The following is a 24,186-nucleotide window of genomic DNA, read 5'->3' on the forward strand; positions in this document are numbered from 1 at the left end:
GCGCCGGTGACGCTCCCCGGGGCGGCTGCTAGGATGGGGCCATCTCGAGTCCGCGTGGCAGGAGGCCCAGGCGCCGGTCGGCCACGCCGCATGGAAGAGCCCATGACACGATCCAAGACCCAGGCCGTCCTCGATGATGTCCTCTCCCCCCTCACGCTCAAGCGCGTGGGCATCGACACCTACCGCGAGAACGTCGCCTACCTGCATCGCGACTGCGATCTCTATCGCGCCGAGGGCTTCCAGGCGCTCTCCAAGGTGGAGGTGCGCGCCAACGGCCAGCGCATCCTGGCCAGCCTCAACGTGGTGGATGACCCGGCCATCGTCGACTGTCAGCAGCTCGGCCTCTCGGAGGACGCCTTCGCCGCCCTGAACGTGAAGGAGGGGCAGCCGGTGAGCGTCTCCCAGGCCGAGCCGCCGGCCTCGATCCCGGCGCTGCACCGCAAGATCAACGGCGAGCGGCTGACCCGCGAGGACTTCCGGGCCATCGTCCAGGACATCGCCGAGCTGCGCTACTCCAAGATCGAGCTGACCGCCTTCGTGGTGGCCTGCGACCTGGGGGAGATGGACCGCGAGGAGATCTACTACCTGAGCGACGCCATGTGCCGGGTGGGGCGTCGCCTCGACTGGCACGAGCACCCGGTGGTGGACAAGCACTGCATCGGCGGCATCCCCGGCAACCGTACCTCCATGCTGGTGGTGCCCATCGTCGCTGCCCACGGCCTGCTCTGTCCGAAGACCTCGTCCCGGGCCATCACCTCGCCGGCGGGGACCGCCGACACCATGGAGGTGCTGGCCAACGTCGACCTGCCCTTCGATGAGCTCGAGAAGATCGTGCGCACCCACCGCGGCTGCCTGGCCTGGGGCGGTACCAGCCAGCTCTCCCCGGCCGACGACGTGCTGATCTCCGTGGAGCGGCCGCTCTCCATCGACTCCCCCGGCCAGATGGTCGCCTCGATCCTCTCCAAGAAGGTGGCCGCCGGCTCCACCCACCTGCTGCTCGATATCCCGGTAGGCCCCCACGCCAAGGTGCGCTCGATGCCCGAGGCGCGGCGCCTGCGCAAGCTCTTCGAATTCGTCGCGGCGCGCATGGGGCTGCCCCTGGACGTGGTGATCACCGATGGCAGCCAGCCCATCGGCGCCGGCATCGGCCCGGTGCTGGAGGCCCGCGACGTGATGCGGGTGCTTAGCAACCACCCGGAGGCCCCCATGGACCTGCGCCAGAAGGCGCTGCGCCTGGCCGGGCGCATGCTCGAATTCGACCCCGACGTGCGCGGTGGCGACGGTTTCGGCATCGCCCGGGACATCCTCGACTCCGGCCGTGCGCTGGAGCGGATGCAGGCGATCATCGCGGCCCAGGGCGCCAGGCCCTTCGATCCGGACAGCCCGCCCCTGGCGCCCCACGCCTTCGAGGTGGTGGCCCCCGAGGACGGCGTGGTGATCGCCATCGACAACCTCAAGCTGGCGCGCATCGCGCGGCTGGCCGGTGCGCCCAAGGCGACCGGTGCGGGGGTCGACCTGGCGGTACGCATCGGCGACGAGGTCAGGGCGGGGCAGCGGCTCTATACCGTCTATGCCGCCTTCCGCAACGAGCTGGCGCTGGCCCACCGCTCCAGCGAGCGCGACAGTGGCTTTACCCTGGGCCATCGCGACCAGCTGACCCGCCTCAACGTGGAGATGTGACATGGACGCTGCCCTGCTGCATTTCACCGATGAGGCCGCCCCGGCGCGACGCCTGGCCGAGGCCTGCGGCCTGGCGGCTCGCGAGGTGGAGCGCCACTGTTTCCCTGACGCGGAGCTGCGGCTCACGTTGCCCTTCGCCGAGGCGCAGGCGTTTCCCGAGACCCTGGTGCTCTACCGCAGCCTGGACCGGCCCAACGACAAGCTGGTCGAGCTGCTGCTGCTGGCGCGCCACGCCCGCCGTCAGGGGGTGACCCGCCTGGTCCTGGTGGCGCCCTACCTGGCCTACATGCGTCAGGACATCGCCTTCCACCCCGGCGAGATCGTCAGCCAGACCATCGTCGGCGGCTTTCTGGCGGAGCTCGTCGACGCGGTGATCACCGTGGATCCGCACCTGCACCGCATCGAGCGGCTCGACCAGGCGATCCCCATCGCGCATGCCATAGCGCTCTCCGGGGCGCCGCGGCTGGCCGAGCTGATCGCCGAGAAGCGCCCCGGGGCGCTGCTGCTGGGGCCCGACGAGGAGGCACTGCAGTGGGTGGCCCAGGCCGCGGGGCTGACCGGCCTCGACCATGCCACCTGCCGCAAGGTGCGCCGCGGCGACCGCGACGTTGAGATCCACCTGCCCGACACCCCGGTGGCGGGGCGGGCGGTGGTGCTGATGGATGACGTGGCGAGCTCCGGGCATACCGTGGCCCGAGCCGCCGAGGCGCTCAAGGCCGCCGGAGCGGCCTCGGTGGACGTGGCGCTGACCCATGCGCTGTTCGCCGGCGATGCCCTGGCGGTGATCCGCGAGGCGGGCGTGGGGGAGGTGTGGAGCACCGACTGCATTACCCATGACAGCAACGCCATCGCCATGGCGCCGGTGCTGGCCGAGGCGCTGGCCGGGGTGCTGGGCTCGCGGCCGTAGCCGGGCGACAGCGATAACGAGGGCGCTACAACGCCAGCGGGGCACGAGAGTCTCTCTCGTGCCCCGCTGCGTATGCTCGTCCGGTCACCCGGGCGGGGGAGTGGCTCGGCTGCCGTCAGGCGTAGAGGGCGCCGGCGGTAGCGGCCCGAAGGCGCTCCAGGGACATCACCTGCTGGCCACGCTCCGGCGTGTCGGTGCGAAAGCCGATCTCGAAGCCGCGGTCGGCGAGATCGGCGGCCCAGAACTCCTCGGTGGCCATGGCCTCGGCCTCGATGGCGCTGGCGGCATGGAAGAGGCCGCCGCCAAGGTGCATCTCCTGGCCGCGAGAGTGGATGGCGAAGACGTCGACGAGGAAGGATTTCATGGCGCTCACATGGGCTGGTGTGTGGATATGCGGGCATGGTAGCCATTCGCCGCAGGCCTCGTAAGCGAATCCGGATTCCGTTGTGTCACGGCCCATGCGCCCACGACATCATTCCTGGCCGGCATGAGGAATGCCGATAACGAAGTGGCCCCGGCGCCGTGCCGTGCAGCGCATGCCCCGGGGCCCTGGCGCGTCCTGCGCCTGCCGGCTATCGGGTGCCGGCGCCCGCCTTCTCTGCGTCGGACTCGGGCTTGTCGGCCCCCTGGTGGCCCAGCGCACCGGCCTGGTCCAGGCGTGGGTGGTTGTCGAGGAACTCCCGATGGGGGTCGGGCAGGGCGTCCAGCGCCTGGAGGCTCAAGGTGATGGCGTGGATCGCCGCCATCACATCGCGGGTGTTGCCCGTCTCGGAGATGGTGTGCATGTTGCGGATCGGGAAGCCGATGGAGGTGGCCACGCAGTCCACGGCGGCCAGCACGCCGGCCATGCCGTCGGTGCCGGTATCGGCGCCGACGATGTCCCGCTGCATGGGGATGCCGTGCTCCCGGGCGGTGGTCTCGATGATCCGGTTGAGCTGCTCGCTGGCGATGGCGCCCACCGACAGCGTGAACCCCTTGCCCATCTCCAGCGGCTGCATGCGACGGTCGCCGATGCCCGGGGCCGCCACGTAGTCATGGTTCACGTCCACGGCGATGATGGCGTCGGGACGGAGCTCGCCGGCCAGTACGCGGCTGCCGAAGCGGCCGATCTCCTCGTAGCTGGCGATGGCGAACATCACCCGCACCTGCTCGGTGCCTCCCGCCTCGGCGACCAGTCGTGCCACCTCGGCGGTGACGAAGCAGCCCAGGCCGTTGTCCAGGTAGGCGCCGTAGAAGGTGTCCGGACTGAAGCCGTGGCGAATGGGGCGGTTGAAGAGGATCGAGTCGCCGGGACGCACGCCCAGGTTCACCACCTGCTGCTTCTTGTTCTCTCCGTGGATCTGCAGGTCCAGGTAGATCTGCTCCTTCTTGATGCCCTTGCTGCCGTCGCGCTGGGCCGGGTCGGAGAAGTGGATGGCGCCCAGCGCCTCCACGGTACCGCCCTCGATGCGCCGGTAGCGACCGGGGGCCTGGGGATCCTCGCTGAATAGCGTGACCTCGTGGCCGATCAGCACGTTGGGCAGGAAGGCGTCGGTGTTGATCCAGATCTTGCCGTCCTCGCCGATGGAGCGCACCTGCATGCGGATCTTGTCGGCGTGCCCGATCACCATCACCTTGAACAGGTCGTCGCGGCCCGGGTGGGTGTCCAGCACCACGCCGGCATGGCCCTTGAACTGGTGCAGCTGCCAACTCGCCGGAGCGAAGCTTTCGAAGTGGGGCTTGAGCACGCCGTAGGTCATGGCGGCCTCCAGGCCCACGGGGCTTGGCGCCGCGAGGAGGCGTCGCATCAGCTCGAACTGTGGCTCGGGCATGGGCTCTGTCCAGGGGGTATCGCTCATCGTGTTCTCTCTCTTCGGGGTGAGATCATCGTCCCGGAGCTTACCACCCCGATGCGGCGGCGGTCTGTCCACGCCTGAAGGGCTGTCACGCCTGCCATCGGTCGGGCTATTATGCTGCGCATTGTCCTCAACCGCTTATGCATGAGAAGGAGAGCCAGAGATGTCGTCAAGGATGTCGCCGCTGTTACCCCTCGGACTGGCCGCCCTGCTGCTGGCAGGCTGCGCCGGCGCGCCGCCGGCACCCGCCGAGCGCCCCACGGTTGAGCCGGCGCCGCCCCCGGTGGCGGCAGTGCCCGGTGTCGGTGTCGAGGAGCGCGACTGGCTCCCGCCACTCTTCAGCGGGGTGGAGGATGAGGCCCACTACTATATCAGCCGCCTGCCGGACCGCCGTTTCGTTGCCACCTACGGCGGGGAGGAGCATCCGCGGCCCTGGTATATCGCGGCGGAGCGGCTGGGGCAGATCGGCGAGCCGGCCATTCCCCTGCTGGCCGCGCGGCTCGAGTCCTCGGACGAGTACGAGCTGATGCTGGCGCTCTATGCGCTGATGCTGGCTTCCCAGGACCCGTCGCTGATGGCCGCCACCGGCGGCGATACCCTCGAACTTGGCAGCGTGCTGGACCCGCGCCACAACGCCGAGAATCTCGCCCTGGCCCGGGCCTGGTGGCAGCGACAGGGCTGGCGCTGGGAGTAGTCCGCCAGGCGCCGAACCCGAGTTGCCCAGACTGCCAGGAGGTGAGCATGCAGCGTCAGGACCGCCAGTCCCTCGAGGCGTCGCACCGGCCTGAGGCGATCCGACGCCGGCTGCGCCAGCCGACCCGGGGCCGGAACCTGCCCGATGCGATCCTCGGTGGCATCGATGGTTGCGTGACTACCTTCGCGGTGGTGTCGGGTGCCTTCGGCGCGGGCTTCTCGGCCACGGTGGCCCTGGTGCTGGGATTGGCCAACCTGCTGGCGGATGGCTTCAGCATGGCCATCAGCAACTACGAGGCGATCAAGGCCCAACGGGAACATGTCGATGGGGTGCGCGATGACGAGCACCGCCATATCGAGGTGGTGCCCGAGGGCGAGCGCGAGGAGATCCGTCAGATCTTCCGGCGCAAGGGCTTCGAGGGCGAGACCCTGGAGCGGGTGGTGGACACTATCTGCGCTGACCGGGAGGTCTGGGTGGAGACCATGCTGCACGAGGAGCATGGCCTGCAGACCGAGGGGCTGAGCCCGCTGCGCTCGGCCCTGGTGACCTTCACGGCCTTCCTGGTGATCGGTGCCGTGCCGCTGCTGCCCTACGCCCTGCCGGGGCTGTCCATCACCCGGCAGTTCCTGGCGAGCCTGGGGCTGGCGGCGTTGATGTTCTTCCTGATCGGCATGGGCAAGAGCCTGATCTATCACCAGCCGGTGTTCGCCTCCGGACTGCGTACCCTGATGATGGGCGGTGCGGCGGCGGGGCTGGCCTTCCTCACCGGACATCTCGCCCAGGCGCTGTTCGGCATCGGGGTGTGACGCGGACGCGGCGTGCCAGGCGGGCATCGTCGGCTATTGAGCTGTATCAAGGCGAAGCGTCGGCGCTGGTCTACGCTATCTGGTGCGGCATACGCCGCTCGGGCATTACCGGCTTGGGCGTCGGGCCCGGCCTTGTCTCAGCATGTCTTTCCAGGAACCAGGAGAGCGCCACCATGGCCAAGAAGCCGAAGGAAGTCTCCCCCGCCGTCCAGTCGGAATCTCGGGGAGTCAGTCCCTTCCACGAGTTTGATCGTTTCTTCGACAGTGTCTTCGATCGGGGCTGGATGCCGATGCTGCGCCGCGATCACCCGCTGTGGGAGCGTTTTGCCGCCTTCGAGAAGGGGATGCCCAGGGTCGATGTCATCGAACGCGACGCCGAGGTGCTGGTGCGTGCAGAGGTCCCCGGCTTCGAGCGCGAGGATCTCGAGGTATCGGTCAGCGACCATAGCGTGACCATCAAGGGCGAGCACCGCCAGGAGCACAAGGAGGAGGAGGGGGAATACTTCCGCTCCGAGATCTCCAGCGGCTCCTTCTCGCGCACCGTGACGCTACCCGGCGATATCGACACGGAGGGGGGCGAGGCGAGCTTCAAGAACGGCATCCTCGAGCTGACCCTTCCGAAGCTGAAACGGGCCAGCCGGCGCAAGATCGAGGTGAAGTGATCCTCCGGGGGCCTCTCCGGGCTACCCCAGGGCGTCGAGCAGCCGCTGCGTGGCCAGGAACAGCTGGCGGCGGGGCTGGGCGCCCTCGAGCACGCCGGCGTGTTCGCCGTCCAGGCTGAAGCGCAGCGCCGGCACGCCCTGGATGCCGAGGTCGCGGGCGGTGCGTTGGTCGTCCATCACCGCCTGGTGATAAGTACCCTGCTCCAGCGCCTGGTGCAGGGCGCTGCCGTCCAGCGCCAGGGTCTCGGCCAGCCGGGCGAGGGCCTGGGGGTCGGCCAGGTCCAGGCTCGCCTCGAAGAAACCGCGGAACAGCGCCCTGCGCATGGCGTCGCCCGCCCCGGGGTGATCGGCCGCCTGTGCCTCGGCCCAGGCGGCCGCCTCGTGGGCCAGCCGTGAGCGCGGCTGAATCCGCGGCAGCCGCAGGGTCATGCCGCGTTCGGTCGCCATGGGGTAGACGGCCCGTCCCCAGATGTCATGCAGGTAGTCGCCGTCCGGGTCGAGGGTCGGCTCGGGGGCGGGACGCAGCTCGAAGGCGCGCCAGCGGATCGTCACCTTCCCCCCGAAGCGCTCGGCCAGGGCGTCGAGCTCCGGCATCTCCAGGTAGCAGAAGGGACACACATAGTCGCTGAAGACGTCGAGCGTGATGCGCGGCTGGGTCATGGAGACTCCCCGTTCAGTTTGGCAGGAAAAGGCGGGCGGCCAGGCGGTGACGCAGTGGCCTCACGGCAAGGACCACCAGCACGATCAGCGCCAGCGCTTCCAGCCAGGTGGGCAGCAGCTCCTGAACCCGGGCCACCTGGAGCGGTATGTCGAGTTCCCACCAGCCGGCCAGCAGGTCCACGCCCAGGCCCAGCAGCACGGTGCTTGCCAGGATGCCGGCCAGATAGGCCACAAGCGCTCGGTTGCCCATCTCACGGCGGAACACGCCAAGGGTCGCCAGGCTGGTCACCGGTGCAGCGATCAGGAAGACCAGCACCGTGCCCGGGGAGACCCCGGCCAGCAGCAGGCCGGCGGCGATCGGCGTGGCGGCGGTGGCACACAGGTACATGGGGATGCCGATCACAGCCATCACCAGCATGGCACCCAGGCCGCTGCCCAGCCCGGCAAGCTGCTGAGGCGGTACCAGGGCGATCAGCGCCCCGGCCACCAGCAGGCCGGCCAGCAGCCAGAGGCTGATGTCGTCGAGGATGTCGCTGAAGGCATAGCTCAGCCCGGCGCGGAGCCGGCGCCCCAGGGTGGCAGGCGCCGGACTGGGCGAGGCCCGGGTTCCGCAGCCGCTGCCGCAGCCTCCCCCGCAGCTCGCCGCCGAGGCGGGTGCCGTTGCCTCGGCGACGTGGGTGCGCCCCACCAGCAGCCCGGTGACGATGGCGGTCAGCACCGCGCTGACGCCTCGCGCCAGGGCCATGAAGGGGCCCAGCAGCGCGTAGCTGATGGTCAGGGAGTCGATGCCGATGCCCGGCGTGCCGATCAGGAAGGCGGTGGTGGGGCCGCGGTCGGCCCCTCCGCGGTGCAGGGCCAGGGCGGTGGGAATGGCGCCGCAGGAGCAGAGCGGCAGCGGGGCACCGATCACCGCGGCGCGGGCCACGCTGCCAAGCCCCTGGCCGCCTACCCAGCGCGTCAGGGCGGCCTCGGAGATCACTCCCTTGATCAGGCCGGCGATACCCAGGCCCAGCAGCAGCCAGGGAGCGGCCGAGAGGGCGACATCGAGGATGGCCAGCAACAGTGTCATGGTGGGCTCCAGAAGGCGGGCAGGGGCTTGGGCGGCATCCTATCACGGCCCGCAGGCGAGCGAGGGGAAATGCGGGGGCGCGGTGCGCTCAGCCGGCGGCCAGGCAGGCCGGCAGGCTGTCATGTAAGGTGCGCGGCACGATGCCCAGGTCGTCGAAGGTGCCCACGTCCTCGCCGACCAGGGTGTCCTGCTGCATCAGGATCACCTGGTCCCGGGTCAGCGGCGGCGAGGGCAGGGGGGCGAGCAGGGCAGCCACGAGGCGCCAGGCCGCAAAGGGCACCGGCAGCAGGTGGCGCCGGCACGCCAGGTGGGCCAGGACCTGCTCGACGATCTGGCGGTAGGTGAGCTGCTCCGGGCCGCCCAGCTCGAACAGTCGGCGCTCCAGCGGACGTGCGCCGCTCAGGCGCACCGCGGCACGCGCCACGTCATCCACGTGCACCGGTTGCAGCCGGGTGCTGCCGCGGCCAAACAGGGGGAAGGCCGGCAGCCGTGCCAGGCGCACCAGCGCCGTGAGGAAGGCGTCGTCGGGGCCGAACAACACCGCGGGGCGCAGCAGGATCGCCTTGGGCAGGGCATCGATCATGGCACGCTCCCCGGCGGCGCGGGCACGCACATAGGCGGAGGGGGAGCGCTCGGCGACACCGATGCCGGAGACATGCACCAGTCGGCTCACGCCGGCCTCCCGAGCGAGACGCGCCAGGCGCTCGGCGCCCGCGACGTGGATCGCCTCGAAGGTGAGGCCGGCACGGGGCCGTTCCACATAGAGGCTCACCGCGTTGATCACCGCGCCGCTGCCGGCAAGGGCAGCGGCGACCTGGGGCTCGTCGCGCAGGTCGCAGGCCACGGCCTCCACGCGGTCACCGGCTTCCAGCCAGTCGGGCAGGTGCGGGCGCCTTGCCGCGATGCGCACCGAGCGGCCGGCCTCCACCAGTTCGCGCACGATAGCGCGGCCCAGAAAGCCGGTGCCGCCGACGACCGTGGTGGGGGCCTCCTGCATGTCGCGTCCTTCGTGCTGCCGGGAAAGTCCCTATCCTGCCAGGCTCGGGGTAGGGCGTCATGTCCGGTGGGTCACGGCTGGAGCCCGCCCGCACGGCGGTGTAGGCTTGGCCGCTTCCATCAATCCTTGCCGGAGCCCGCCATGAGCGACCTTCCCCACTGTCCCGCCTGTGATTCCGCCTTCACCTACGACGACGGCCTGCAGTATGTCTGCCCGGAGTGCGGTCACGAGTGGTCCCGCGAAGCCGCCACCGACGTGGCCGACGAGGCCCCCCAGGTGCGCGACGCCAATGGCAACCCCCTGGCCGATGGCGACACCGTGACCGTGATCAAGGACCTCAAGGTCAAGGGCTCGTCGCTGGTCGTGAAGGTGGGCACCCGGGTCAAGAACATCCGCCTGGTGGAGGGCGACCACGATATCGACTGCAAGGTCGACGGCATCGGCCCCATGAAGCTGAAGTCCGAATTCGTAAAGAAGGCCTAAGCGTCAAGCCGGCCTCCCACCGATAGCTCCTGCCAATGAGAACGATTGTCGTTATTGATGGGATCGGCGTCGAACGTGCCGGCATCTTCCCCGCCGAACCCGCGAAACCCTCCGCTGCTCTTCACATCGGTTCGATACAGGACTAAAATGGTCCCCAATCGAGGCGCGGCCCCGTTCGGGCCGCGCGCCACCGAGGAGGGCCGCATGCTCAAGCTTTCGCGGCTGACCGACTACGCCGCCGTGGTGATGGCCCAGATCGCCCGTCATCCGGAGCACTCCCATGCGGCAGGGGAGCTGGCCGAGGCGGTGCAGCTGCCGCACCCCACGGTCTCCAAGACCCTCAAGATGCTGGTCAAGGCGGGTCTCCTCGAGTCGCGTCGCGGTGCCCAGGGTGGCTACTCCCTGGCGCGCCCGGCATCCAGGATCACCGCCATCGACATCATCACCGCCATCGAGGGCCCGGTGGCCATGACCGAATGCAGCCACGCCGAGGGCGACTGCGACCTGGCCGCCACCTGCGGCGTCGCCGACAACTGGCAGCGGGTGTCGCTGGCCGTGCGTACCCTGCTCGACAGCGTGACCCTGGCCCACCTGGCCGACACCGCGCCGATCAAGCTGCCGGTGCAGCTGCCCATCCAGAGCGTGACCCTGGCCGCCGACACGGCCTGAGTCGCCTTACCGAATCCAACGCGGCGAGCCTGGCTCGCCGGCCCAACCGCCCGGGGAGGGGAGACATCATGGCAAGTCAGGAAATGGAACAGCTTGTCCGTCGCGAATACAAGGAAGGCTTCGTGACCGACATCGAGAGCGACACGTTGCCACCAGGCCTCGACGAGGGCACCATCGCCTTCATCTCGAAGAAGAAGGGCGAGCCCGAGTGGATGCTGGAGTGGCGCCTGGAGGCCTACCGCAAGTGGCTGACGATGACGCCGCCCTCCTGGGCCCATCTCGACTATCCGCCCATCGACTACCAGGCGATCTCCTACTTCAGCGCGCCCAAGCGCCCGGAGGATCGCCCTCAGAGCCTGGATGAGGTGGACCCCAAGCTGCTCGAGACCTACGAGAAGCTGGGCATTCCCCTGCACGAGCGCGCGGCACTCGCCGGCGTGGCGGTGGATGCGGTATTCGACTCCGTCTCGGTGACCACCACCTTCAAGGAGAAGCTCTACGAGGCGGGAGTGATCTTCTGCTCCATCTCCGAGGCGGTGAAGGACTATCCCGAGCTGATCAAGCAGTACCTGGGCACCGTGGTGCCGGTGACCGACAACTATTTTGCGGCGCTCAACTCCGCAGTGTTCACCGACGGCTCCTTCGTCTTCGTGCCCAAGGGCGTGACCTGCCCCATGGAGCTCTCCACCTACTTCCGTATCAACGCCGCCAACACCGGCCAGTTCGAGCGCACCCTGATCATCTGCGAGGAGGGCGCCCAGGTCTCCTACCTCGAGGGCTGCACCGCGCCGATGCGTGACGAGAACCAGCTGCACGCGGCGGTGGTCGAGCTGGTGGCCCTGGACGACGCCTACATCAAGTACTCCACGGTGCAGAACTGGTACCCGGGCGACGAGGACGGCAAGGGCGGCATCTACAACTTCGTCACCAAGCGCGGCGACTGCCGCGGCGACCGCTCGCGCATCAGCTGGACCCAGGTCGAGACCGGCTCCGCCATCACCTGGAAGTACCCCTCCTGCGTGCTGCGCGGGAAGGACAGCATCGGCGAGTTCTATTCCGTGGCGGTGACCAACGGCCGCCAGCAGGCCGACACCGGCACCAAGATGATCCATATCGGCGAGGGCAGCCGCTCCAGCATCATCTCCAAGGGGATCTCCGCCGGCCGCAGCAACCAGTCCTACCGCGGCCTGGTGAAGATCGGGCCCCGTGCCAAGGGGGCGCGCAACTTCACCCAGTGTGACTCCCTGCTGATCGGCGACCAGTGCGGTGCCCATACCTTCCCCTATCAGGAGATCGGCAACAGCACCGCCACCGTGGAGCACGAGGCGACCACCTCCAAGATCGGCGAGGATCAGCTCTTCTATTGCCAGAGCCGCGGCATCTCCGAGGAGGACGCGGTGAGCATGATCGTCAACGGCTTCTGCAAGGACGTCTTCCAGGAGCTGCCGATGGAGTTTGCCGTGGAGGCCGAGGCGCTGCTGAGTGTCACCCTGGAAGGCGCGGTCGGCTAATCCCCCATTTTCAGAATTCAAAGGTAATGAAGATGCTCGAAGTCAAGGATCTGCACGTCACGGTCGAGGGCAAGGAAATCCTCAAGGGCCTTACCCTGACCATCAATGCCGGCGAAGTCCACGCCATCATGGGCCCCAACGGCGCCGGCAAGTCCACCCTCTCCGCGGTGATCGCCGGCAAGGAGGGTTACGAGGTCACGCAAGGATCGATCACCTTCGAGGGCCAGGACGTGCTGGAGATGGAGGTCGAGGAGCGGGCCCTGGCCGGCATGCTGCTGGGCTTCCAGTATCCGGTGGAGATCCCCGGGGTGAAGAACATCTACCTGCTCAAGGCGGCGCTCAATGCCAAGCGGGCCGCCAACGGTCAGGAGGATATCCCGGCGCCGGAGTTCCTGAAGCTGGTCAAGGAGAAGATCGCCGAGATGAAGATGGACGCCAGCTTCCTGCAGCGCTCCGTCAACGAAGGCTTCTCCGGCGGCGAGAAGAAGCGCAACGAGATCCTGCAGATGCTGGTGTTGCAGCCCAAGCTCGCCATGCTCGACGAGATCGATTCCGGCCTCGATATCGACGCCATGAAGGTGGTCGCCGACGGCGTCAACAGCCTGCGCGCCGAGGATCGCGGCATCCTGCTGGTGACCCACTACCAGCGCCTGCTCGACTACATCGTGCCGGACAAGGTGCACGTGCTGGTGGACGGCCGCATCGTCAAGAGCGGCGGCGCCGACCTGGCCCTCGAGCTCGAGTCCCGCGGCTATGACTGGGTGCTGGAGGAGACCGCTGCATGAGCGATGTTCAGACCTTTCTCGACCGCCTGGCCGAGCTCGGCGCCCGGCGCGGGCCTGAGCCGACCTGGATCGCCGCCCGGCGCCAGGCCGGGGCCGCGCGCTTCGAGGCGCTGGGCTTTCCGACCCGCCGCGACGAGGCCTGGAAGTACACCGACGTGCGCGCCATCGCCCGGGGCGACTTCGCCCTGGCCGAGGACGCCGAGTTCTCCCAGGCCAGTGCCGCGGCGCTGACGCTGCCTCTCGACGCCCATCGGCTGACCTTCGTCGACGGTCACTTCTCGGCGGTGCTCTGCCAGCTCGACGGCCTGCCGGCCGGCGTGGCGCTGCTGCCGCTCTCCCGGGCGCTGGAGGAGAACCACGAGGCGGTGGGTGGCCCCCTGGGCCGGCTGACCGGCGTCGACTTCTCGCCCTTCTCGGCGCTCAATACCGCCTTCATGGAGGAGGGCGCGGTGCTGCGCCTGGCGCCGGGCACCGTGGTGGAGAAGCCGATCATCCTGCAGTTCCTCTCCCGGGCCGGCGAGCGGGCGGTGATGAGCCATCCGCGTATCCTGGTGGAGGCCGGCGGGCGCAGCCATGCGACCCTGATCGAGCACCACGTGGGGGAGGAGGCCGCGGCCAACTTCACCAACCTGGTGGCGGAGATCATGCTCGACCGCGGCGCGATCCTGACCCATTACAAGCTGCAGGAGGCGCCCCTGGCCGACCTGCACGTGGCCAGCATCCACGTGGAGCAGGGCCGCGACAGCACCTACACCTCGTTCAACCTGAACCTGGGCGGCGGCCTGGTCCGCACCGACCTGATCAGCGAGCTCAACGGTCAGGGCGCCACCGCCAACTTCTACGGCCTCTTCTACGGGCAGGGCCGCCAGCATGTGGACAGCCACACCGTGGCCAACCACAACGCGCCCCACACCTACTCCAACGAGAACTACAAGGGCATCCTCGACGACCGCGCCCATGGCGTGTTCAACGGCCGGGTGGTGGTCAAGCGCGACAGCCAGAAGATCGAGGGCTTCCAGAGCAACGCCAACCTGCTGCTCTCCGACCGGGCCGAGATCGACGCCAAGCCGGAGCTCGAGATCTACGCCGACGACGTCAAGTGCTCCCACGGCACCACCACCGGCCAGCTCGACGAGGAGGCGATCTACGCCCTGCGCGCTCGCGGCATCGACCGCCAGACCGCGCGTGGCCTGCTGACCCTGGCCTTCGCCGGCGAGGTGCTCGAGGCGGTGGGCCTGGATGCGATTTCCGAGCGCGTGGAGCTCGCGGTGGCCGGCAAGCTGCCGGAGCGCTTCAACCTGGCCGGGCTGGTGGAAGCCGCCGCGGCCCTGGGCGGCGAGTGAGCCCGCCCCTGACGAGGAACTCGCCATGACTGAACTGGCTACCCGCGATGCCGACGCGCCCGTCCTGGACGTGGCGGCGATCCGCGCGGACTTTCCGATCCTCGCCCGCCAGGTGCACGGCCGGCCGCTGGTCTATCTCGACAACGCGGCCACCAGCCAGACCCCGCGGCAGGTGATCGCGGCGTTCGACGACTACTACAGTCGCTACAACGCCAACATCCACCGCGGCCTGCACACCCTGGCGGATGAGGCCACCGCGGCCTTCGAGGGCACCCGGGAGACGGTGCGCGGCTTCCTGAACGCGGCCGAGCATCGCGAGATCATCTTCACCCGCGGCACCACCGAGGCGATCAACCTGGTGGCCAACAGCTGGGGCCGCGCCAACCTGAAGGCCGGCGACGAGGTGCTGATCTCGCGCCTGGAGCACCACTCCAATATCGTGCCCTGGCAGCTCCTGGCCGCCGAGCTCGGCTTCACCATCAAGGTGATCCCGGTGGACGAGCGCGGCGTGCTGGACCTCGACGCCTACCGGGGACTCTTCACCGAGCGCACCCGGCTGGTGGCGGTCAACCACGTCTCCAATGCCTTCGGCACCGTCAACCCGGTCAAGACGATGGCCGCCATCGCCCACGCCCAGGGCGCGCTGATCCTGGTGGATGGCGCCCAGGCCACCCCCCACCAGACGGTGGACGTGCGCGACATCGACGCCGACTTCTATGCCTTCTCCGGCCACAAGGTCTATGGCCCGACCGGGGTGGGCGTGCTCTACGGCAAGGCGGCGCTGCTCGAGGCGATGCCGCCCTGGCAGGGCGGCGGCGAGATGATCAGGATGGTCTCCTTCGAGGCCGGCACCACCTTCGCCGAGATCCCCCACAAGTTCGAGGCCGGCACCCCGGCCATCGCCGAGGTGATCGCCCTGGGCGTGGCGCTCCAGTGGGTGTCAGGCGTTGGCCTGGGCGCCATCGGCGCCTGGGAGAACCGTCTGCTCGAGCACGCTACCGCCGCGGTGTCACACATCGACGGACTGCGCATCCTGGGCACCGCCCCGGGCAAGGCGGGGGTGCTGTCGTTTGTGGTCGAGGGCGCCCACGCCCAGGACATCGGCCTGCTGATCGACCAGCTCGGCGTGGCGATCCGCACCGGCCACCACTGCGCCCAGCCGCTGCTGGCCCAGTTCGGCGTGGATGCCACCTGCCGGGCGTCGTTTGCCGCCTACAACACCTTGGACGAGATCGACACCTTCGCCGAGGCGCTGACCCGCGTCATCGGCATGGTGCGCTAAGGACGCCCATGAGCGAAATCGAGCAGATAGCCAGCCTCGAGAAGGGGCAGACCCTGCCGCTGCAGCGTGACGTGGAGGCGATCTCCATTCCCTTCGGCAAGACCGTCACCCTGGCCGAGGACAGCATCGTCAGCGTGATGCAGGCCAAGGGCAGCACGGTCAGCGTCGGCTTCGAGGGTCGCCTCTACCTGATCGAGGGCGCCAACCTCGACGCCCTGGGCCTGGAGGCCCTGCCGCGGCCGACCCTGGCCGAGGACGCCTCCGAGGAGGAGATCGAGCAGTTCGTCTGGGACCAGCTGCGTACCTGCTTCGACCCGGAGATCCCGGTCAACATCGTCGATCTGGGGCTGGTCTACGGCTGTCGCATCGAGCGGTTGATCTCGGGGGAGCGCATCGTCACCATCCGCATGACCCTGACCGCCCCCGGCTGCGGCATGGGGGATGTGATCGCCGCCGACGCGCGCAACAAGATCCTCGGTGCCCCGCAGATCAGCAAGGTGCATACCGAGATCGTCTTCGATCCGCCCTGGAGTCGTGAGATGATGAGCGAAGAGGCCCGGCTCGAACTCGGCATGTTCTGACGGCGGCCTGGCCACACGCCCGGGGAGGGCCATGAAGCGAACCGCCTGGAAGGCCCTGCGGGGGCTGCTGATGACCCTGGGGGCCGCCGCGCTGCTGGCGGCCCTGCTTTTCGTGGCGGCCAATCTCTGGGTGCTGGGCCGGACCCACTCGCGCATCGAGCACACCCTGCCGCTGTGCGGCGGCGAGCGGGTGGGGATCGTCTTCGGCACCTCCCACTGGACCCGCAGCGGCGTTCGCAATCCCTACTTCGATGCGCGCATGAGCGCCTCGGCCCGGCTGCTGCGCCTGGGCCGCGTCGATCACCTGCTGCTCTCCGGCGACAACCGTACCCGCTTCTACAACGAGCCCGTGACCATGTGGCGCGACCTGCGTAGCCGCCAGGTGGCCGATGCCGACCTGACCCTGGACTACGCCGGCTTCAGCACCTTCGACACCCTGGCCCGGGCCCGGGAGGTGTTCGGCGTCGAGCAGGCGCTGCTGATCACCCAGGCCTGGCACCTGCCAAGGGCGCTGTTCATCGCCGATGCGCTGGGGCTGGAGGTCACCGGCTGTGCGGTGCCATCGCCCTCGCGCAGGGTGAGTGGCGAGTGGCGTCTGCAGGCGCGGGAGTGGGTGGCGCGGGTGGCCACCCTGGGGGATCTCTATGTGTGGGGACGCGAGCCCTACTTCCTGGGACCGCTGGAGCCGCTGGAGATTGCCCCGCGCTCCTGGGAAGCCTGGCTGTTCACTGCCGACGGCGAGGCTCCCGCGGAAGACGATGGCATCACCGGCGAGGGCGGCTGACGGGGAGGGGCGAAAAATGAACGGCGCGAAAGGTGAAGGGCCCCGAAGGTGAGGGGCCCTGAAGGTGCGGTGAAGCTGAGGCGCCGGGCTCAGCGCCGGCGCGGCTTTTGCTGGGCGTAGAGTTCGCGGATCAGCGCCCGGCAGCCCTTCCAGCACTCCTCGATCACCGGCTCGATGGCATCGGGCAGGGGATGGGTATAGAGGGTCGAGAGGGCCTGCATCAGCACCCGCTCCTGCTCGAGGAGCTCGCCGATCACCACCTGGCTCTCGTTGCCGACGAAGCTCTTCAGCCGGCTCCACAGCCACATGTAGTCGTCGCGCTCCACGTCGGCATCGCGGGGCAGCATGTTGAGATGCTTGCGTGACAGCTCCTGAAGCTCGCGCATCGACCGGCTCCTGGCCTCGTTGTGAGGCTTCAGGGTGTCACGCAGGGCTGGGCGCAGGCGCTCCAGATTGTCCTGGAAATAGTCGATGCTGTCGGCCAGCGCCTCCAGGGCGCTGTCCATCGCCACCTGGCGATTGTCGAGAAACATGAGCGGTCACCTCCTCCGGTGACGCAGATTGTGGCCGGGGAAACACTGTTTTACTACCCCCGGGAAGGAATAAATATCCCCCTATTGGGCCTGGCCGGCGGCGTTCTGGCAATTACCCCTTGGGTTTAGGCGGTGCCTTGCGGTTGGGGGCGGCATTCTTCTCGATATGCTCGATGATCAGGCCGGCGATGTCCTTGCCGGTGGCGGTCTCGATGCCCTGCAGGCCGGGGGAGGAGTTGACCTCCATGATCACCGGGCCGTGGTTGGAGCGCAGCAGGTCGACGCCTGCCACTCGCAGGCCCATGGCCTTGGCGGCGCGGATCGCCGTGGAGCGCTCCTCCGGCGTGATGCGGATCACGCTGGCGGTGCCGGCGCGGTGCAGGTTGGAGCGGAACTCGCCCTCGGCGGCCTGGCGCTTCATGGCCGCCACCACCTTGTCGCCGATCACGAAGCAGCGGATATCGGCGCCGCGGGCCTCCTTGATGTACTCCTGCACCATGATGTTGGCCTTCATGCCCATGAAGGCCTGGATCACGCTCTCGGCGGCCTGGTTGGTCTCCGCCAGCACCACGCCGATGCCCTGGGTGCCCTCCAGCAGCTTGATGACCAGCGGGGCTCCCTTGACCATGGTGATCAGGTCGGGGATGTCGTCGGGCGAGTGGGCGAAGCCGGTGATCGGCAGGCCCAGCCCCTTGCGGGAGAGCAGCTGCAGCGAGCGCAGCTTGTCCCGGGAGCGGGTGATGGCCACCGAGTCGTTGATCACGTAGGTGCCCATCATCTCGAACTGGCGCAGCACGGCGCAGCCGTAGAAGGTCACCGAGGCGCCGATGCGCGGGATCACCGCGTCGAAGGGCTCGAGCTCCTCGCCCTTGAGGTGGATCGAGGGGTGGTGGGCGGCGATGCTCATGTAGCAGCGCAGGGTATCCACCACCCGGATGCTGTGGCCCCGCTGTTCGGCGGCTTCCACCAGGCGGCGGGTGGAGTAGAGATTGCGGTTGCGTGACAGCAGCGCGATATGCATCGAGGGGCTCCAGTGGCCGGGGGGCGGGGTGGCGTTCGCTTCAGGGTTCGCCGTGCAGGAAGGCGGCGCCGGGCGCCACCAGCAGACGGCGCAGGGCGCGGCGGCCCAGCAGCATGGGGTGGCGCATGTTGCGGCGGTCGGTCAGGGTCAGCTCCACCGGAAACTCCAGGTCGCCCAGGCGCATGGTGGTGCGGATCACATAGCGCCACTCCTCCTGGCCGTTGGAGCTGCGCACCTTGCGGCGGTCATGCAGGTGCATGCGGAACACGTGGGGCGGCGTGTGCGGGCCGCCGCTGCGCGTCGTGAAGCTGACCCACAGGTGGCCGTCCTCCTCGAAGGATTCGATGTCCTCGGCGTGCAGCGCCGAGGTGCGCGCGCCGCTGTCGGCCTTGGCGCACAGGGTCAGGTGCATCTCCGGCAGTTCCACCATCTCGCGACGGCCGATCACCGCCTTGGGGGTGTAGGGCAGTTCTCTCATGCTCATGGGAATCCTTGCAGGCCTGTCAGCGGGTCAGGGCGGCCAGCCGGCGGCCGATCGGGCTCTCCGGGGCGGCCTCGCGCAGGGTCATCAGCACCGGCAGCCGCAGCCGCGGCACCAGCGCGAGGTCGCGGGCCACGCTCATGAAGTCGGCGGCCTCGCAGGCGGCCAGCCGTCCGAGAAAGTTGGGCAGCCGCTCAGCATCCTCCAGGTGGCGCCAGCCGCGCCCGGCCATGGCCGCCAGCAGGTCGGGGCCGCAGGCGTCGTCATCGGCCAGCAGCTCGTCGTACCAGGCCCCGGCCAGCTCGCCCTCGGCGCCGGCCACGGCGCGCACGCAGGCGGAGAATACTTCGATGTCGCCGGCCCGGGCCGCCGCCTCACCGCGGTTGCGCAGTGCCCGGACAAGGCCAACCCCGATGGCCACATGTTCCAGACAGTAGCACAGCGAGGTGAGCACTTCGTGGGGCAGCTCGGGCAGCCGGGTGGCCAGCCGGGCCTGCTCATCGGCGTCCATGCGCACGACGAAGTCCGCCAGCCCCTGCAGGCCCAGGGCCTGCCAGTCGATGGCCTGCTGGCCGCTCAGGTAGGCCTCCACCGGCTCCAGGTGCTGGCTGGCCGGCAGGTCCAGGTCGAGGCTGGCGCGGGCATGCAGCAGGGCCTGGAAGGGCAGCGAGGGAGTGAAGGCCAGCGGGTTGTCCTTCATCAGGTTGTCCACCGCCTCGCCGTCCTCGCGCCCGACGCTTTGCACGCTGCGCCCCAGGGTCTCCAGCAGGCGCTGCAGGAAGGCGTCGCGGGGCGCCGGCACCAGCTGGCCCTGTTCGTCCAGGGGCAGGGCGAGGAACCAGATGACCGGCTCGGGCATGTCACCCAGGCGGAACACCAGGCCGAGACGCGCCTGGCCCTGCCAGGGGGCCGGCCAGGCCTGCTCGCCCGCCTCGAAGGCCGCCAGGGTCGCCATCTCGCAGGGCTCGACGCGTCTGCCCAGATGGTAGAGCCGTACCGCGGCGCCGCTGCGCACGAAGAAGTCATGTAAGGTGTTGATGGGCTGCATGCTCTCTCCCGTCGTCGAACCGTGCACTCTACCTTGGTCGTGCCTTGCTGTCAGCAGCTTCGGGGCGGCCGGGAGGGGGTGGCTGGTCAATTCTTGAACGATGCGCGGCGAGGCCCGTGAGACGTGGCCCCTGGACGCCTTTCCAGAGTTTATCCACAGCCCCGTTCAGGAAAACTGTGAACTGTGCACAACGCCGGGTGTTACGCCCGGCGATGAGCGTGCGGCGGGGTGGTCGGGGAGGGAGCCGGTGGGGATAATGGCGGCTCATGCACCAGAGGACGTCACCATGAGCGTACATCAGGAGCTGGCGGCGGCCCTGCGCGAGCTGGAAGCCACCATGCGCGCCACCGACCAGTGGCGAATGGCCCGGCCAGACCCCATCGCTTTCGAGAGCGTCGAGCCCTTCTGTGCCGACACCATGTCGCTGCCCCAGTGGCTGCGCTTCGTCTTCATCGTGCGCCTGGAGGCGCTGGTGGAGGCGCGGGCACCGATGCCGGCGAAGTGCGAGGTGGCCCCCGCCGTGGAGGCGTGGCTGGCCCAGTCCGGGGCCGGGGCCAGCGAGCGGCAGATGATCAGCCAGGCGGTGGCGCAGATCGACCGGCTGGTCACCGAGGGCTGAGCCGGCGCGATGCCCTTCCCGACCAACGCAGGAGGCCCGCCATTGGCGGGCCTCCTGCATTTCGCGTGAGTGGCGCGGGGCGATCAGAAGCGGTAGCTGAGACCGCCCATGATGACCCAGGGGTCGACCTTGACACTGCCGACGTCCACGCCTTCGACCTTGGCGTCAGAGTCGATGTCGATATACCAGGCGGCGGCGTTGAGCGCCCAGTTGTCGTTGATCAGCAGGTCGACGCCCACCTGGCCGGCGGCACCCCAGGAGTCGTCGAGATCCAGATCGAGTGCGGTGCCATCAGCGAGAGCAACTTCTTCGCTCGAGAAGCGGGTGTAGTTGATGCCCACGCCGACGTAGGGCTGCACGCTGGCCGCGGTGCCGCCCAGCGGGTAGTACTGCACGGTCAGGGTCGGCGGCAGATGCTTGGTGGAGCCGGAGGCCGCACCGTCACCCAGGGTGAAACTGTGCTTGAACTGTTCTGCGGCCAGCAGCTCCACGCCGATCTTGTCGTGGAAGCGATAGCCCAGGGTAAAGGCGAAGCGGGTATCGTCATCAACGTCGGTACCTACGATGGCGCCATCACCCAGCAGTGGGCTGAGGTCAAGATCACCGTTATCACTCTTGGGCTCGACCTTGGCGACGCCGAAGCGGGTAAAGAAGTCGCCCGCGCCGTAGGCCAGGGCCTGGGTGCTGGTGGTAAAGGCGGCGGCGGCCAGGCCGGCGGCCAGCAGGGTGGGGAGGTGCTTGCGCATGGGGCGGCTCCTTGACGTTCCGGTTTCAGCGTTGTCGTACAGGCACTCTCTGGCCTGTTGGGGTTAAGGCAATTTTAATCAGGCCGCCTCGGGGCTTTCTTGACGCCGGTCAAGTGGTGCTGCGATGCACAAGGGTGAGAGGCAAAAAAAGACGCCGCCGGGCTGGGCCCGGCGGCGTCTCTGGTTGCCGCACGCGTCATGCCATGGACGGCATCAGAAGCGCAGGGTCACACCGCCGCCGATGGTCATCGGGTCCATCTTGGCGGTGCCGACGCGCTCGCCGTCCACGGAGATGCGCGAATCCACGTCGGCGTAGTTGGCGAAGCCGTTGAGCATCAGGTTCTCGGTGATGGCGAGGTCCACGCCCACCTGGCCCACGGCGCCATAGCTGCGGCGGGCGTCGACGCCTTCCGGCTCGCCGGAGAAGCGGGTGTAGTTGAGGCCGGCGCCCACATAGGGCTGGACGCGGGAGTCCATGCCGCCCGGGGGGTAGTAGTTGACCAGCAGGTTGACCGGCATCCGGTCGATGCTGCCGGCAAAGCCATCACCCGCGATCTCATGCTCGATCTTCTCGGAGCTGTTCAGCTCCACGCCGATGTTGTCGTGGAACAGGTAGCCGGCACCGAAGGTGAAGCCGGTCTCGCCGCTGCTGACCCCGTCGGCGGCGCCGTTGTCGGAGCGGGTGTCGGACTTGGCGAAGCCGCCGCGTACGAAGGTGTCGCCGGCGCTGTAGGCCAAGGCGGCCTGGCTGGCGAAGGCGCAGCTGGCGGCGATGGCGGCGGCGGTGATCAGTCGAGTGGTACGCATGGTCAGGGATCCTCCTGTTGCTTCACGCTAGGGCCGGGCCGGAATGTCCGGTGGCCTATGACAAAGGTATTATAGGAAACAGTGTTTCCAAATGTCCCGTAGCAAGTCGTCAAGAATTGTGAAAATCGTTATCACGCAGCAGGGGCGGGGGCTGAAGGAGAAGAGAGGGAGTCGTCGAGAGGGGCGCTGCAGTAGGAACCGTGGCGATGTGGCATTCGTGATTCGCGCATCGGCGGCAAATCGTCTTGACTGATGGGAGGCCGCTCGGGAGGAACAGTCATGCCTATTGTACTGGGTGTCGGACAGGCCCGCTGGGAGCCCTGGCTCTCACTGCTGGGGGCGGCAGGGCTGGCGGTCTGGCTGCTGCTGCAGCCGGCATTGATCCAGGGACTGCCATTCATGCTGAGGCTGCCGGCCATCCTGCTCGGGCTGTGGGCCCTGGGCGCCGCCTTCCTGCGCCCGCTGGCGCTGCAGGCCCCGCGCCGCCGGGGTCATCGGCTGCTGTCGCCGCCCTGGAGCCTGGTGGCGCTCGCGCTGTTTGCCCTGCTGCTTGTGGGAAGAGCGTTGCTGGCCTGAGCCTTTCCCCCGCCCCTGCTTTTAGGTCACGCCGGAATGCAGAAAGCCGCCCCGTGGGGCGGCTTTCCGGTTCAGGGTGGCAGGGGACAGGCCCCCGGCACTCAGGTGCGGTCGAAGGTGTCGAAGTCGGCGGTGATGGCGTCCGTCGGCTCCTCGGTGGCCAGGCTCGCCGCCACGATGGCGATATAGGCGAAGATCACCCCGGGCACGATCTCGTAGAGGTCGAAGATCCCACCGGAGAGCTCGGCCCACACCACTACGGTGATGCCGCCCACCACGATGCCGGCCAGGGCGCCCCACTTGTTCATGCGGCGCCAGTAGAGCGACATGATCAGCGCCGGGCCGAAGGCGGCACCGAAGCCGGCCCAGGCGTAGGCGACCAGGTCCAGCACGGTGGCATGGGGGTTGAGCGCCAGCAGGTAGGCCAGCACGGCGATGCCGATCACCGCGAAGCGGCCCACCCACACCAGCTCGGACTGCGAGGCCTCCTTGCGGAAGATCGCCTTGTAGAAGTCGTCGGTCAGCGCCGAGGAGGAGACCAGCAGCTGGGAGTCGGCGGTGGACATGATGGCGGCCAGGATGGCGGCCAGCAGGATACCGGCGATCACCGGATGGAAGATCAGGTTGACCATCACCATGAACACCGTCTCGCCGTCGGCCAGGTCGCGCTGCACGAAGCCCACGCCGAGCAGGCCCACGGCGATGGAGCTGACCAGCGCGATGGCGGTCCAGCTCACCGCGATGCGGCGGGCGGCGGGGATGTCACGGTCGCTGCGGATGGCGGCGAAGCGGGCCAGGATATGGGGCTGGCCGAAGTAGCCGAGGCCCCAGGCCAGGGAGCTGACGATGCCGATGACGGAGAGTGCCTCGCCGGTGGAGGCGTCGCGGAACCAGGCCAGCATGTACTCGCTCTCGGCGGCCAGGGCCGCGCCGGCGCCGCTCGCCCCGCCGAGATCGCTGAAGGCGATGATCGGCACGATGGCCAGCGCCGCCGCCATCATCAGGCCCTGGATCAGGTCGGTCCAGGAGACCGCCAGGAAGCCACCGATGAAGGTGTAGATGATGATGGTCAGGGTGCCGATGGTGACGGCGATGCGGTAGTCGAAGCCGAACACGGTCTCGAACAGCCGGCCGCCGGCCACCAGGCCCGAGCTGGTGTAGAAGAGGAAGAACATCAGGATGAAGATCGCCGAGATCACCCGCAGCAGGTGCGACTTGTCCTGGAAGCGGTTGGCGAAGTACTCCGGCAGGGTCAGGGCGTCACTGACCTTGAAGCTGTAGAGGCGCAGGCGGCGCGCCACGATCAGCCAGTTGAGCCAGGTGCCGATCAGCAGGCCCACGGCGATCCAGCTGGCCGAGATGCCGCTGACGTAGGCCGCGCCGGGCAGGCCGAGCAGCAGCCAGCCGGACATGTCCGAGGCGCCGGCGGAGATCGCCGAGGTCCAGGGGCCGAGCGAGCGGCCGCCGAGGATATAGTCGGAGAGGTTGGTGGTGCGCTTGTAGGCGACGATGCCGATGCCGAGCATCAGTGCCAGGTACACCACGAAGGTGAAGCCGATGGCCATGTTGTTCTGAACCATTAGGGGGTTCCTTCAGTTTATTGTCGT

27 protein-coding genes are annotated in these 24,186 nt (G+C 68.6%); 15 read left to right on the plus strand and 12 right to left on the minus strand.

The annotated features are described in order from the left end of the window. Positions 1 to 102 precede the first annotated feature (102 nt). Together B6N23_RS15380 and B6N23_RS15385 are read left to right on the plus strand one after the other, a co-directional pair. A complete protein-coding gene (locus tag B6N23_RS15380; RefSeq protein ID WP_305500459.1) occupies positions 103 to 1,680 on the plus strand; it encodes a thymidine phosphorylase family protein in 1,578 nt (525 codons plus the stop codon). 1 nt (position 1,681) lies between these two features. Beyond that, entirely contained in the window at positions 1,682 to 2,587 is a 906-nt protein-coding gene (locus B6N23_RS15385; RefSeq protein ID WP_305500460.1) for a ribose-phosphate diphosphokinase, read from the plus strand. 115 nt (positions 2,588 to 2,702) lie between these two features. Here the strand turns inward: B6N23_RS15385 and B6N23_RS15390 are convergent, their stop codons facing one another. Together B6N23_RS15390 and B6N23_RS15395 are read right to left on the minus strand one after the other, a co-directional pair. After that, the gene (locus B6N23_RS15390; protein WP_305500462.1) at positions 2,703 to 2,951 is read right to left on the minus strand and encodes a hypothetical protein; all 249 of its coding nucleotides are present in this window, start codon (positions 2,949 to 2,951) and stop codon (positions 2,703 to 2,705) included. Between the two features lie 208 nt (positions 2,952 to 3,159). After that, positions 3,160 to 4,425: a M20/M25/M40 family metallo-hydrolase gene (locus tag B6N23_RS15395; protein ID WP_305500464.1), complete on the minus strand. Its 1,266-nt coding sequence runs from the start codon at positions 4,423 to 4,425 to the stop codon at positions 3,160 to 3,162. A gap of 160 nt (positions 4,426 to 4,585) precedes the next feature. Here B6N23_RS15395 and B6N23_RS15400 point away from each other — a divergent pair, with 160 nt between their 5' ends. The 3 genes from B6N23_RS15400 to B6N23_RS15410 all read left to right on the plus strand — a co-directional run bounded on the left by B6N23_RS15400 (position 4,586) and on the right by B6N23_RS15410 (position 6,584). Next, entirely contained in the window at positions 4,586 to 5,116 is a 531-nt protein-coding gene (locus tag B6N23_RS15400; protein ID WP_305500467.1) for a hypothetical protein, read from the plus strand. Positions 5,117 to 5,163: 47 nt separating this feature from the next. Next, positions 5,164 to 5,922: a VIT1/CCC1 transporter family protein gene (locus B6N23_RS15405; protein WP_119020600.1), complete on the plus strand. Its 759-nt coding sequence runs from the start codon at positions 5,164 to 5,166 to the stop codon at positions 5,920 to 5,922. Positions 5,923 to 6,095: 173 nt separating this feature from the next. After that, entirely contained in the window at positions 6,096 to 6,584 is a 489-nt protein-coding gene (locus tag B6N23_RS15410; protein ID WP_119020599.1) for an Hsp20/alpha crystallin family protein, read from the plus strand. Between the two features lie 21 nt (positions 6,585 to 6,605). Here the strand turns inward: B6N23_RS15410 and B6N23_RS15415 are convergent, their stop codons facing one another. From B6N23_RS15415 to B6N23_RS15425, 3 genes are all read right to left on the minus strand, one after another. Continuing rightward, positions 6,606 to 7,244 carry a DsbA family oxidoreductase gene (locus tag B6N23_RS15415; protein ID WP_119020594.1) on the minus strand — a complete coding sequence of 213 codons (639 nt, stop codon included), beginning with the start codon at positions 7,242 to 7,244 and terminating at the stop codon, positions 6,606 to 6,608. A 13-nt stretch (positions 7,245 to 7,257) separates the two neighbouring features. Further along, positions 7,258 to 8,313 carry an SO_0444 family Cu/Zn efflux transporter gene (locus B6N23_RS15420; RefSeq protein WP_119020593.1) on the minus strand — a complete coding sequence of 352 codons (1,056 nt, stop codon included), beginning with the start codon at positions 8,311 to 8,313 and terminating at the stop codon, positions 7,258 to 7,260. A gap of 88 nt (positions 8,314 to 8,401) precedes the next feature. Continuing rightward, positions 8,402 to 9,310 carry a complex I NDUFA9 subunit family protein gene (locus B6N23_RS15425; protein ID WP_305500473.1) on the minus strand — a complete coding sequence of 303 codons (909 nt, stop codon included), beginning with the start codon at positions 9,308 to 9,310 and terminating at the stop codon, positions 8,402 to 8,404. A gap of 141 nt (positions 9,311 to 9,451) precedes the next feature. On the opposite strand from B6N23_RS15425, the gene B6N23_RS15430 reads away from it, so the two are divergent. From B6N23_RS15430 to B6N23_RS15465, 8 genes are all read left to right on the plus strand, one after another. Further along, a complete protein-coding gene (locus B6N23_RS15430; RefSeq protein ID WP_302139051.1) occupies positions 9,452 to 9,793 on the plus strand; it encodes a zinc ribbon domain-containing protein YjdM in 342 nt (113 codons plus the stop codon). A gap of 204 nt (positions 9,794 to 9,997) precedes the next feature. Continuing rightward, positions 9,998 to 10,462, plus strand: a complete 465-nt coding sequence (locus tag B6N23_RS15435) for an SUF system Fe-S cluster assembly regulator (protein ID WP_110070469.1) — start codon at positions 9,998 to 10,000, stop codon at positions 10,460 to 10,462. Between the two features lie 68 nt (positions 10,463 to 10,530). Further along, on the plus strand, positions 10,531 to 11,973 hold the full coding sequence (gene sufB, locus B6N23_RS15440) for a Fe-S cluster assembly protein SufB (protein WP_169958797.1): 1,443 nt from the start codon (positions 10,531 to 10,533) through the stop codon (positions 11,971 to 11,973). Positions 11,974 to 12,005: 32 nt separating this feature from the next. Beyond that, a complete protein-coding gene (sufC, locus tag B6N23_RS15445) occupies positions 12,006 to 12,758 on the plus strand; it encodes a Fe-S cluster assembly ATPase SufC (RefSeq protein WP_119020589.1) in 753 nt (250 codons plus the stop codon). Further along, complete coding sequence (gene sufD / locus B6N23_RS15450; protein WP_305500485.1) at positions 12,755 to 14,101, plus strand: Fe-S cluster assembly protein SufD; 1,347 nt, start codon at positions 12,755 to 12,757, stop codon at positions 14,099 to 14,101. Before sufC ends, sufD begins: the two co-directional genes overlap by 4 nt. A 25-nt stretch (positions 14,102 to 14,126) precedes the next feature. After that, on the plus strand, positions 14,127 to 15,383 hold the full coding sequence (locus tag B6N23_RS15455; RefSeq protein WP_305500487.1) for a cysteine desulfurase: 1,257 nt from the start codon (positions 14,127 to 14,129) through the stop codon (positions 15,381 to 15,383). An 8-nt stretch (positions 15,384 to 15,391) separates the two neighbouring features. Next, positions 15,392 to 15,964: a putative Fe-S cluster assembly protein SufT gene (sufT, locus tag B6N23_RS15460; protein WP_110070474.1), complete on the plus strand. Its 573-nt coding sequence runs from the start codon at positions 15,392 to 15,394 to the stop codon at positions 15,962 to 15,964. A gap of 31 nt (positions 15,965 to 15,995) precedes the next feature. Then, positions 15,996 to 16,748 carry a SanA/YdcF family protein gene (locus B6N23_RS15465; protein WP_305500490.1) on the plus strand — a complete coding sequence of 251 codons (753 nt, stop codon included), beginning with the start codon at positions 15,996 to 15,998 and terminating at the stop codon, positions 16,746 to 16,748. Positions 16,749 to 16,837: 89 nt separating this feature from the next. On the opposite strand, the gene B6N23_RS15470 is transcribed toward B6N23_RS15465, so the two are convergent. From B6N23_RS15470 to B6N23_RS15485, 4 genes are all read right to left on the minus strand, one after another. Beyond that, complete coding sequence (locus B6N23_RS15470) at positions 16,838 to 17,281, minus strand: hypothetical protein (protein WP_305500492.1); 444 nt, start codon at positions 17,279 to 17,281, stop codon at positions 16,838 to 16,840. Between the two features lie 112 nt (positions 17,282 to 17,393). Beyond that, positions 17,394 to 18,302, minus strand: coding sequence for a 30S ribosomal protein S6--L-glutamate ligase (gene rimK / locus B6N23_RS15475; RefSeq protein WP_305500494.1), 909 nt, complete (start codon positions 18,300 to 18,302; stop codon positions 17,394 to 17,396). A gap of 40 nt (positions 18,303 to 18,342) precedes the next feature. Beyond that, positions 18,343 to 18,780, minus strand: coding sequence for an ATP-dependent zinc protease family protein (locus tag B6N23_RS15480; protein WP_110070484.1), 438 nt, complete (start codon positions 18,778 to 18,780; stop codon positions 18,343 to 18,345). Between the two features lie 25 nt (positions 18,781 to 18,805). Further along, positions 18,806 to 19,831, minus strand: coding sequence for a DUF3549 family protein (locus B6N23_RS15485; RefSeq protein ID WP_110070477.1), 1,026 nt, complete (start codon positions 19,829 to 19,831; stop codon positions 18,806 to 18,808). 286 nt (positions 19,832 to 20,117) lie between these two features. On the opposite strand from B6N23_RS15485, the gene B6N23_RS15490 reads away from it, so the two are divergent. Further along, positions 20,118 to 20,450, plus strand: a complete 333-nt coding sequence (locus B6N23_RS15490; protein ID WP_305500496.1) for a YqcC family protein — start codon at positions 20,118 to 20,120, stop codon at positions 20,448 to 20,450. Between the two features lie 83 nt (positions 20,451 to 20,533). On the opposite strand, the gene B6N23_RS15495 is transcribed toward B6N23_RS15490, so the two are convergent. Both B6N23_RS15495 and B6N23_RS15500 read right to left on the minus strand, forming a co-directional pair. Further along, the gene (locus B6N23_RS15495) at positions 20,534 to 21,196 is read right to left on the minus strand and encodes an OmpW/AlkL family protein (protein WP_305500498.1); all 663 of its coding nucleotides are present in this window, start codon (positions 21,194 to 21,196) and stop codon (positions 20,534 to 20,536) included. 213 nt (positions 21,197 to 21,409) lie between these two features. After that, positions 21,410 to 22,003 carry an OmpW/AlkL family protein gene (locus B6N23_RS15500; RefSeq protein WP_305500500.1) on the minus strand — a complete coding sequence of 198 codons (594 nt, stop codon included), beginning with the start codon at positions 22,001 to 22,003 and terminating at the stop codon, positions 21,410 to 21,412. A gap of 279 nt (positions 22,004 to 22,282) precedes the next feature. On the opposite strand from B6N23_RS15500, the gene B6N23_RS15505 reads away from it, so the two are divergent. Continuing rightward, on the plus strand, positions 22,283 to 22,579 hold the full coding sequence (locus B6N23_RS15505; protein WP_305500502.1) for a hypothetical protein: 297 nt from the start codon (positions 22,283 to 22,285) through the stop codon (positions 22,577 to 22,579). Positions 22,580 to 22,680: 101 nt separating this feature from the next. Here B6N23_RS15505 and putP read toward each other — a convergent pair whose 3' ends face one another. Continuing rightward, the gene (gene putP / locus B6N23_RS15510) at positions 22,681 to 24,159 is read right to left on the minus strand and encodes a sodium/proline symporter PutP (protein ID WP_305500504.1); all 1,479 of its coding nucleotides are present in this window, start codon (positions 24,157 to 24,159) and stop codon (positions 22,681 to 22,683) included. Between the last annotated feature and the right edge of the window lie 27 nt (positions 24,160 to 24,186).

The organism is Halomonas alkalicola (genome assembly GCF_030704205.1).
In the GTDB taxonomy this organism is placed as follows: domain Bacteria; phylum Pseudomonadota; class Gammaproteobacteria; order Pseudomonadales; family Halomonadaceae; genus Halomonas; species Halomonas alkalicola.

What these genes read in the sequence shown, in the direction of transcription:
- B6N23_RS15380 (WP_305500459.1), top strand. Translation starts at nt 103, where the DNA reads ATGACACGATCCAAGACCCAGGCCGTCCTCGATGATGTCCTCTCCCCC.
- B6N23_RS15385 (WP_305500460.1), top strand. Translation starts at nt 1,682, where the DNA reads ATGGACGCTGCCCTGCTGCATTTCACCGATGAGGCCGCCCCGGCGCGA.
- B6N23_RS15390 (WP_305500462.1), bottom strand. Translation starts at nt 2,951, where the DNA reads ATGAAATCCTTCCTCGTCGACGTCTTCGCCATCCACTCTCGCGGCCAG.
- B6N23_RS15395 (WP_305500464.1), bottom strand. Translation starts at nt 4,425, where the DNA reads ATGAGCGATACCCCCTGGACAGAGCCCATGCCCGAGCCACAGTTCGAG.
- B6N23_RS15400 (WP_305500467.1), top strand. Translation starts at nt 4,586, where the DNA reads ATGTCGTCAAGGATGTCGCCGCTGTTACCCCTCGGACTGGCCGCCCTG.
- B6N23_RS15405 (WP_119020600.1), top strand. Translation starts at nt 5,164, where the DNA reads ATGCAGCGTCAGGACCGCCAGTCCCTCGAGGCGTCGCACCGGCCTGAG.
- B6N23_RS15410 (WP_119020599.1), top strand. Translation starts at nt 6,096, where the DNA reads ATGGCCAAGAAGCCGAAGGAAGTCTCCCCCGCCGTCCAGTCGGAATCT.
- B6N23_RS15415 (WP_119020594.1), bottom strand. Translation starts at nt 7,244, where the DNA reads ATGACCCAGCCGCGCATCACGCTCGACGTCTTCAGCGACTATGTGTGT.
- B6N23_RS15420 (WP_119020593.1), bottom strand. Translation starts at nt 8,313, where the DNA reads ATGACACTGTTGCTGGCCATCCTCGATGTCGCCCTCTCGGCCGCTCCC.
- B6N23_RS15425 (WP_305500473.1), bottom strand. Translation starts at nt 9,310, where the DNA reads ATGCAGGAGGCCCCCACCACGGTCGTCGGCGGCACCGGCTTTCTGGGC.
- B6N23_RS15430 (WP_302139051.1), top strand. Translation starts at nt 9,452, where the DNA reads ATGAGCGACCTTCCCCACTGTCCCGCCTGTGATTCCGCCTTCACCTAC.
- B6N23_RS15435 (WP_110070469.1), top strand. Translation starts at nt 9,998, where the DNA reads ATGCTCAAGCTTTCGCGGCTGACCGACTACGCCGCCGTGGTGATGGCC.
- sufB (WP_169958797.1), top strand. Translation starts at nt 10,531, where the DNA reads ATGGCAAGTCAGGAAATGGAACAGCTTGTCCGTCGCGAATACAAGGAA.
- sufC (WP_119020589.1), top strand. Translation starts at nt 12,006, where the DNA reads ATGCTCGAAGTCAAGGATCTGCACGTCACGGTCGAGGGCAAGGAAATC.
- sufD (WP_305500485.1), top strand. Translation starts at nt 12,755, where the DNA reads ATGAGCGATGTTCAGACCTTTCTCGACCGCCTGGCCGAGCTCGGCGCC.
- B6N23_RS15455 (WP_305500487.1), top strand. Translation starts at nt 14,127, where the DNA reads ATGACTGAACTGGCTACCCGCGATGCCGACGCGCCCGTCCTGGACGTG.
- sufT (WP_110070474.1), top strand. Translation starts at nt 15,392, where the DNA reads ATGAGCGAAATCGAGCAGATAGCCAGCCTCGAGAAGGGGCAGACCCTG.
- B6N23_RS15465 (WP_305500490.1), top strand. Translation starts at nt 15,996, where the DNA reads ATGAAGCGAACCGCCTGGAAGGCCCTGCGGGGGCTGCTGATGACCCTG.
- B6N23_RS15470 (WP_305500492.1), bottom strand. Translation starts at nt 17,281, where the DNA reads ATGTTTCTCGACAATCGCCAGGTGGCGATGGACAGCGCCCTGGAGGCG.
- rimK (WP_305500494.1), bottom strand. Translation starts at nt 18,302, where the DNA reads ATGCATATCGCGCTGCTGTCACGCAACCGCAATCTCTACTCCACCCGC.
- B6N23_RS15480 (WP_110070484.1), bottom strand. Translation starts at nt 18,780, where the DNA reads ATGAGAGAACTGCCCTACACCCCCAAGGCGGTGATCGGCCGTCGCGAG.
- B6N23_RS15485 (WP_110070477.1), bottom strand. Translation starts at nt 19,831, where the DNA reads ATGCAGCCCATCAACACCTTACATGACTTCTTCGTGCGCAGCGGCGCC.
- B6N23_RS15490 (WP_305500496.1), top strand. Translation starts at nt 20,118, where the DNA reads ATGAGCGTACATCAGGAGCTGGCGGCGGCCCTGCGCGAGCTGGAAGCC.
- B6N23_RS15495 (WP_305500498.1), bottom strand. Translation starts at nt 21,196, where the DNA reads ATGCGCAAGCACCTCCCCACCCTGCTGGCCGCCGGCCTGGCCGCCGCC.
- B6N23_RS15500 (WP_305500500.1), bottom strand. Translation starts at nt 22,003, where the DNA reads ATGCGTACCACTCGACTGATCACCGCCGCCGCCATCGCCGCCAGCTGC.
- B6N23_RS15505 (WP_305500502.1), top strand. Translation starts at nt 22,283, where the DNA reads ATGCCTATTGTACTGGGTGTCGGACAGGCCCGCTGGGAGCCCTGGCTC.
- putP (WP_305500504.1), bottom strand. Translation starts at nt 24,159, where the DNA reads ATGGTTCAGAACAACATGGCCATCGGCTTCACCTTCGTGGTGTACCTG.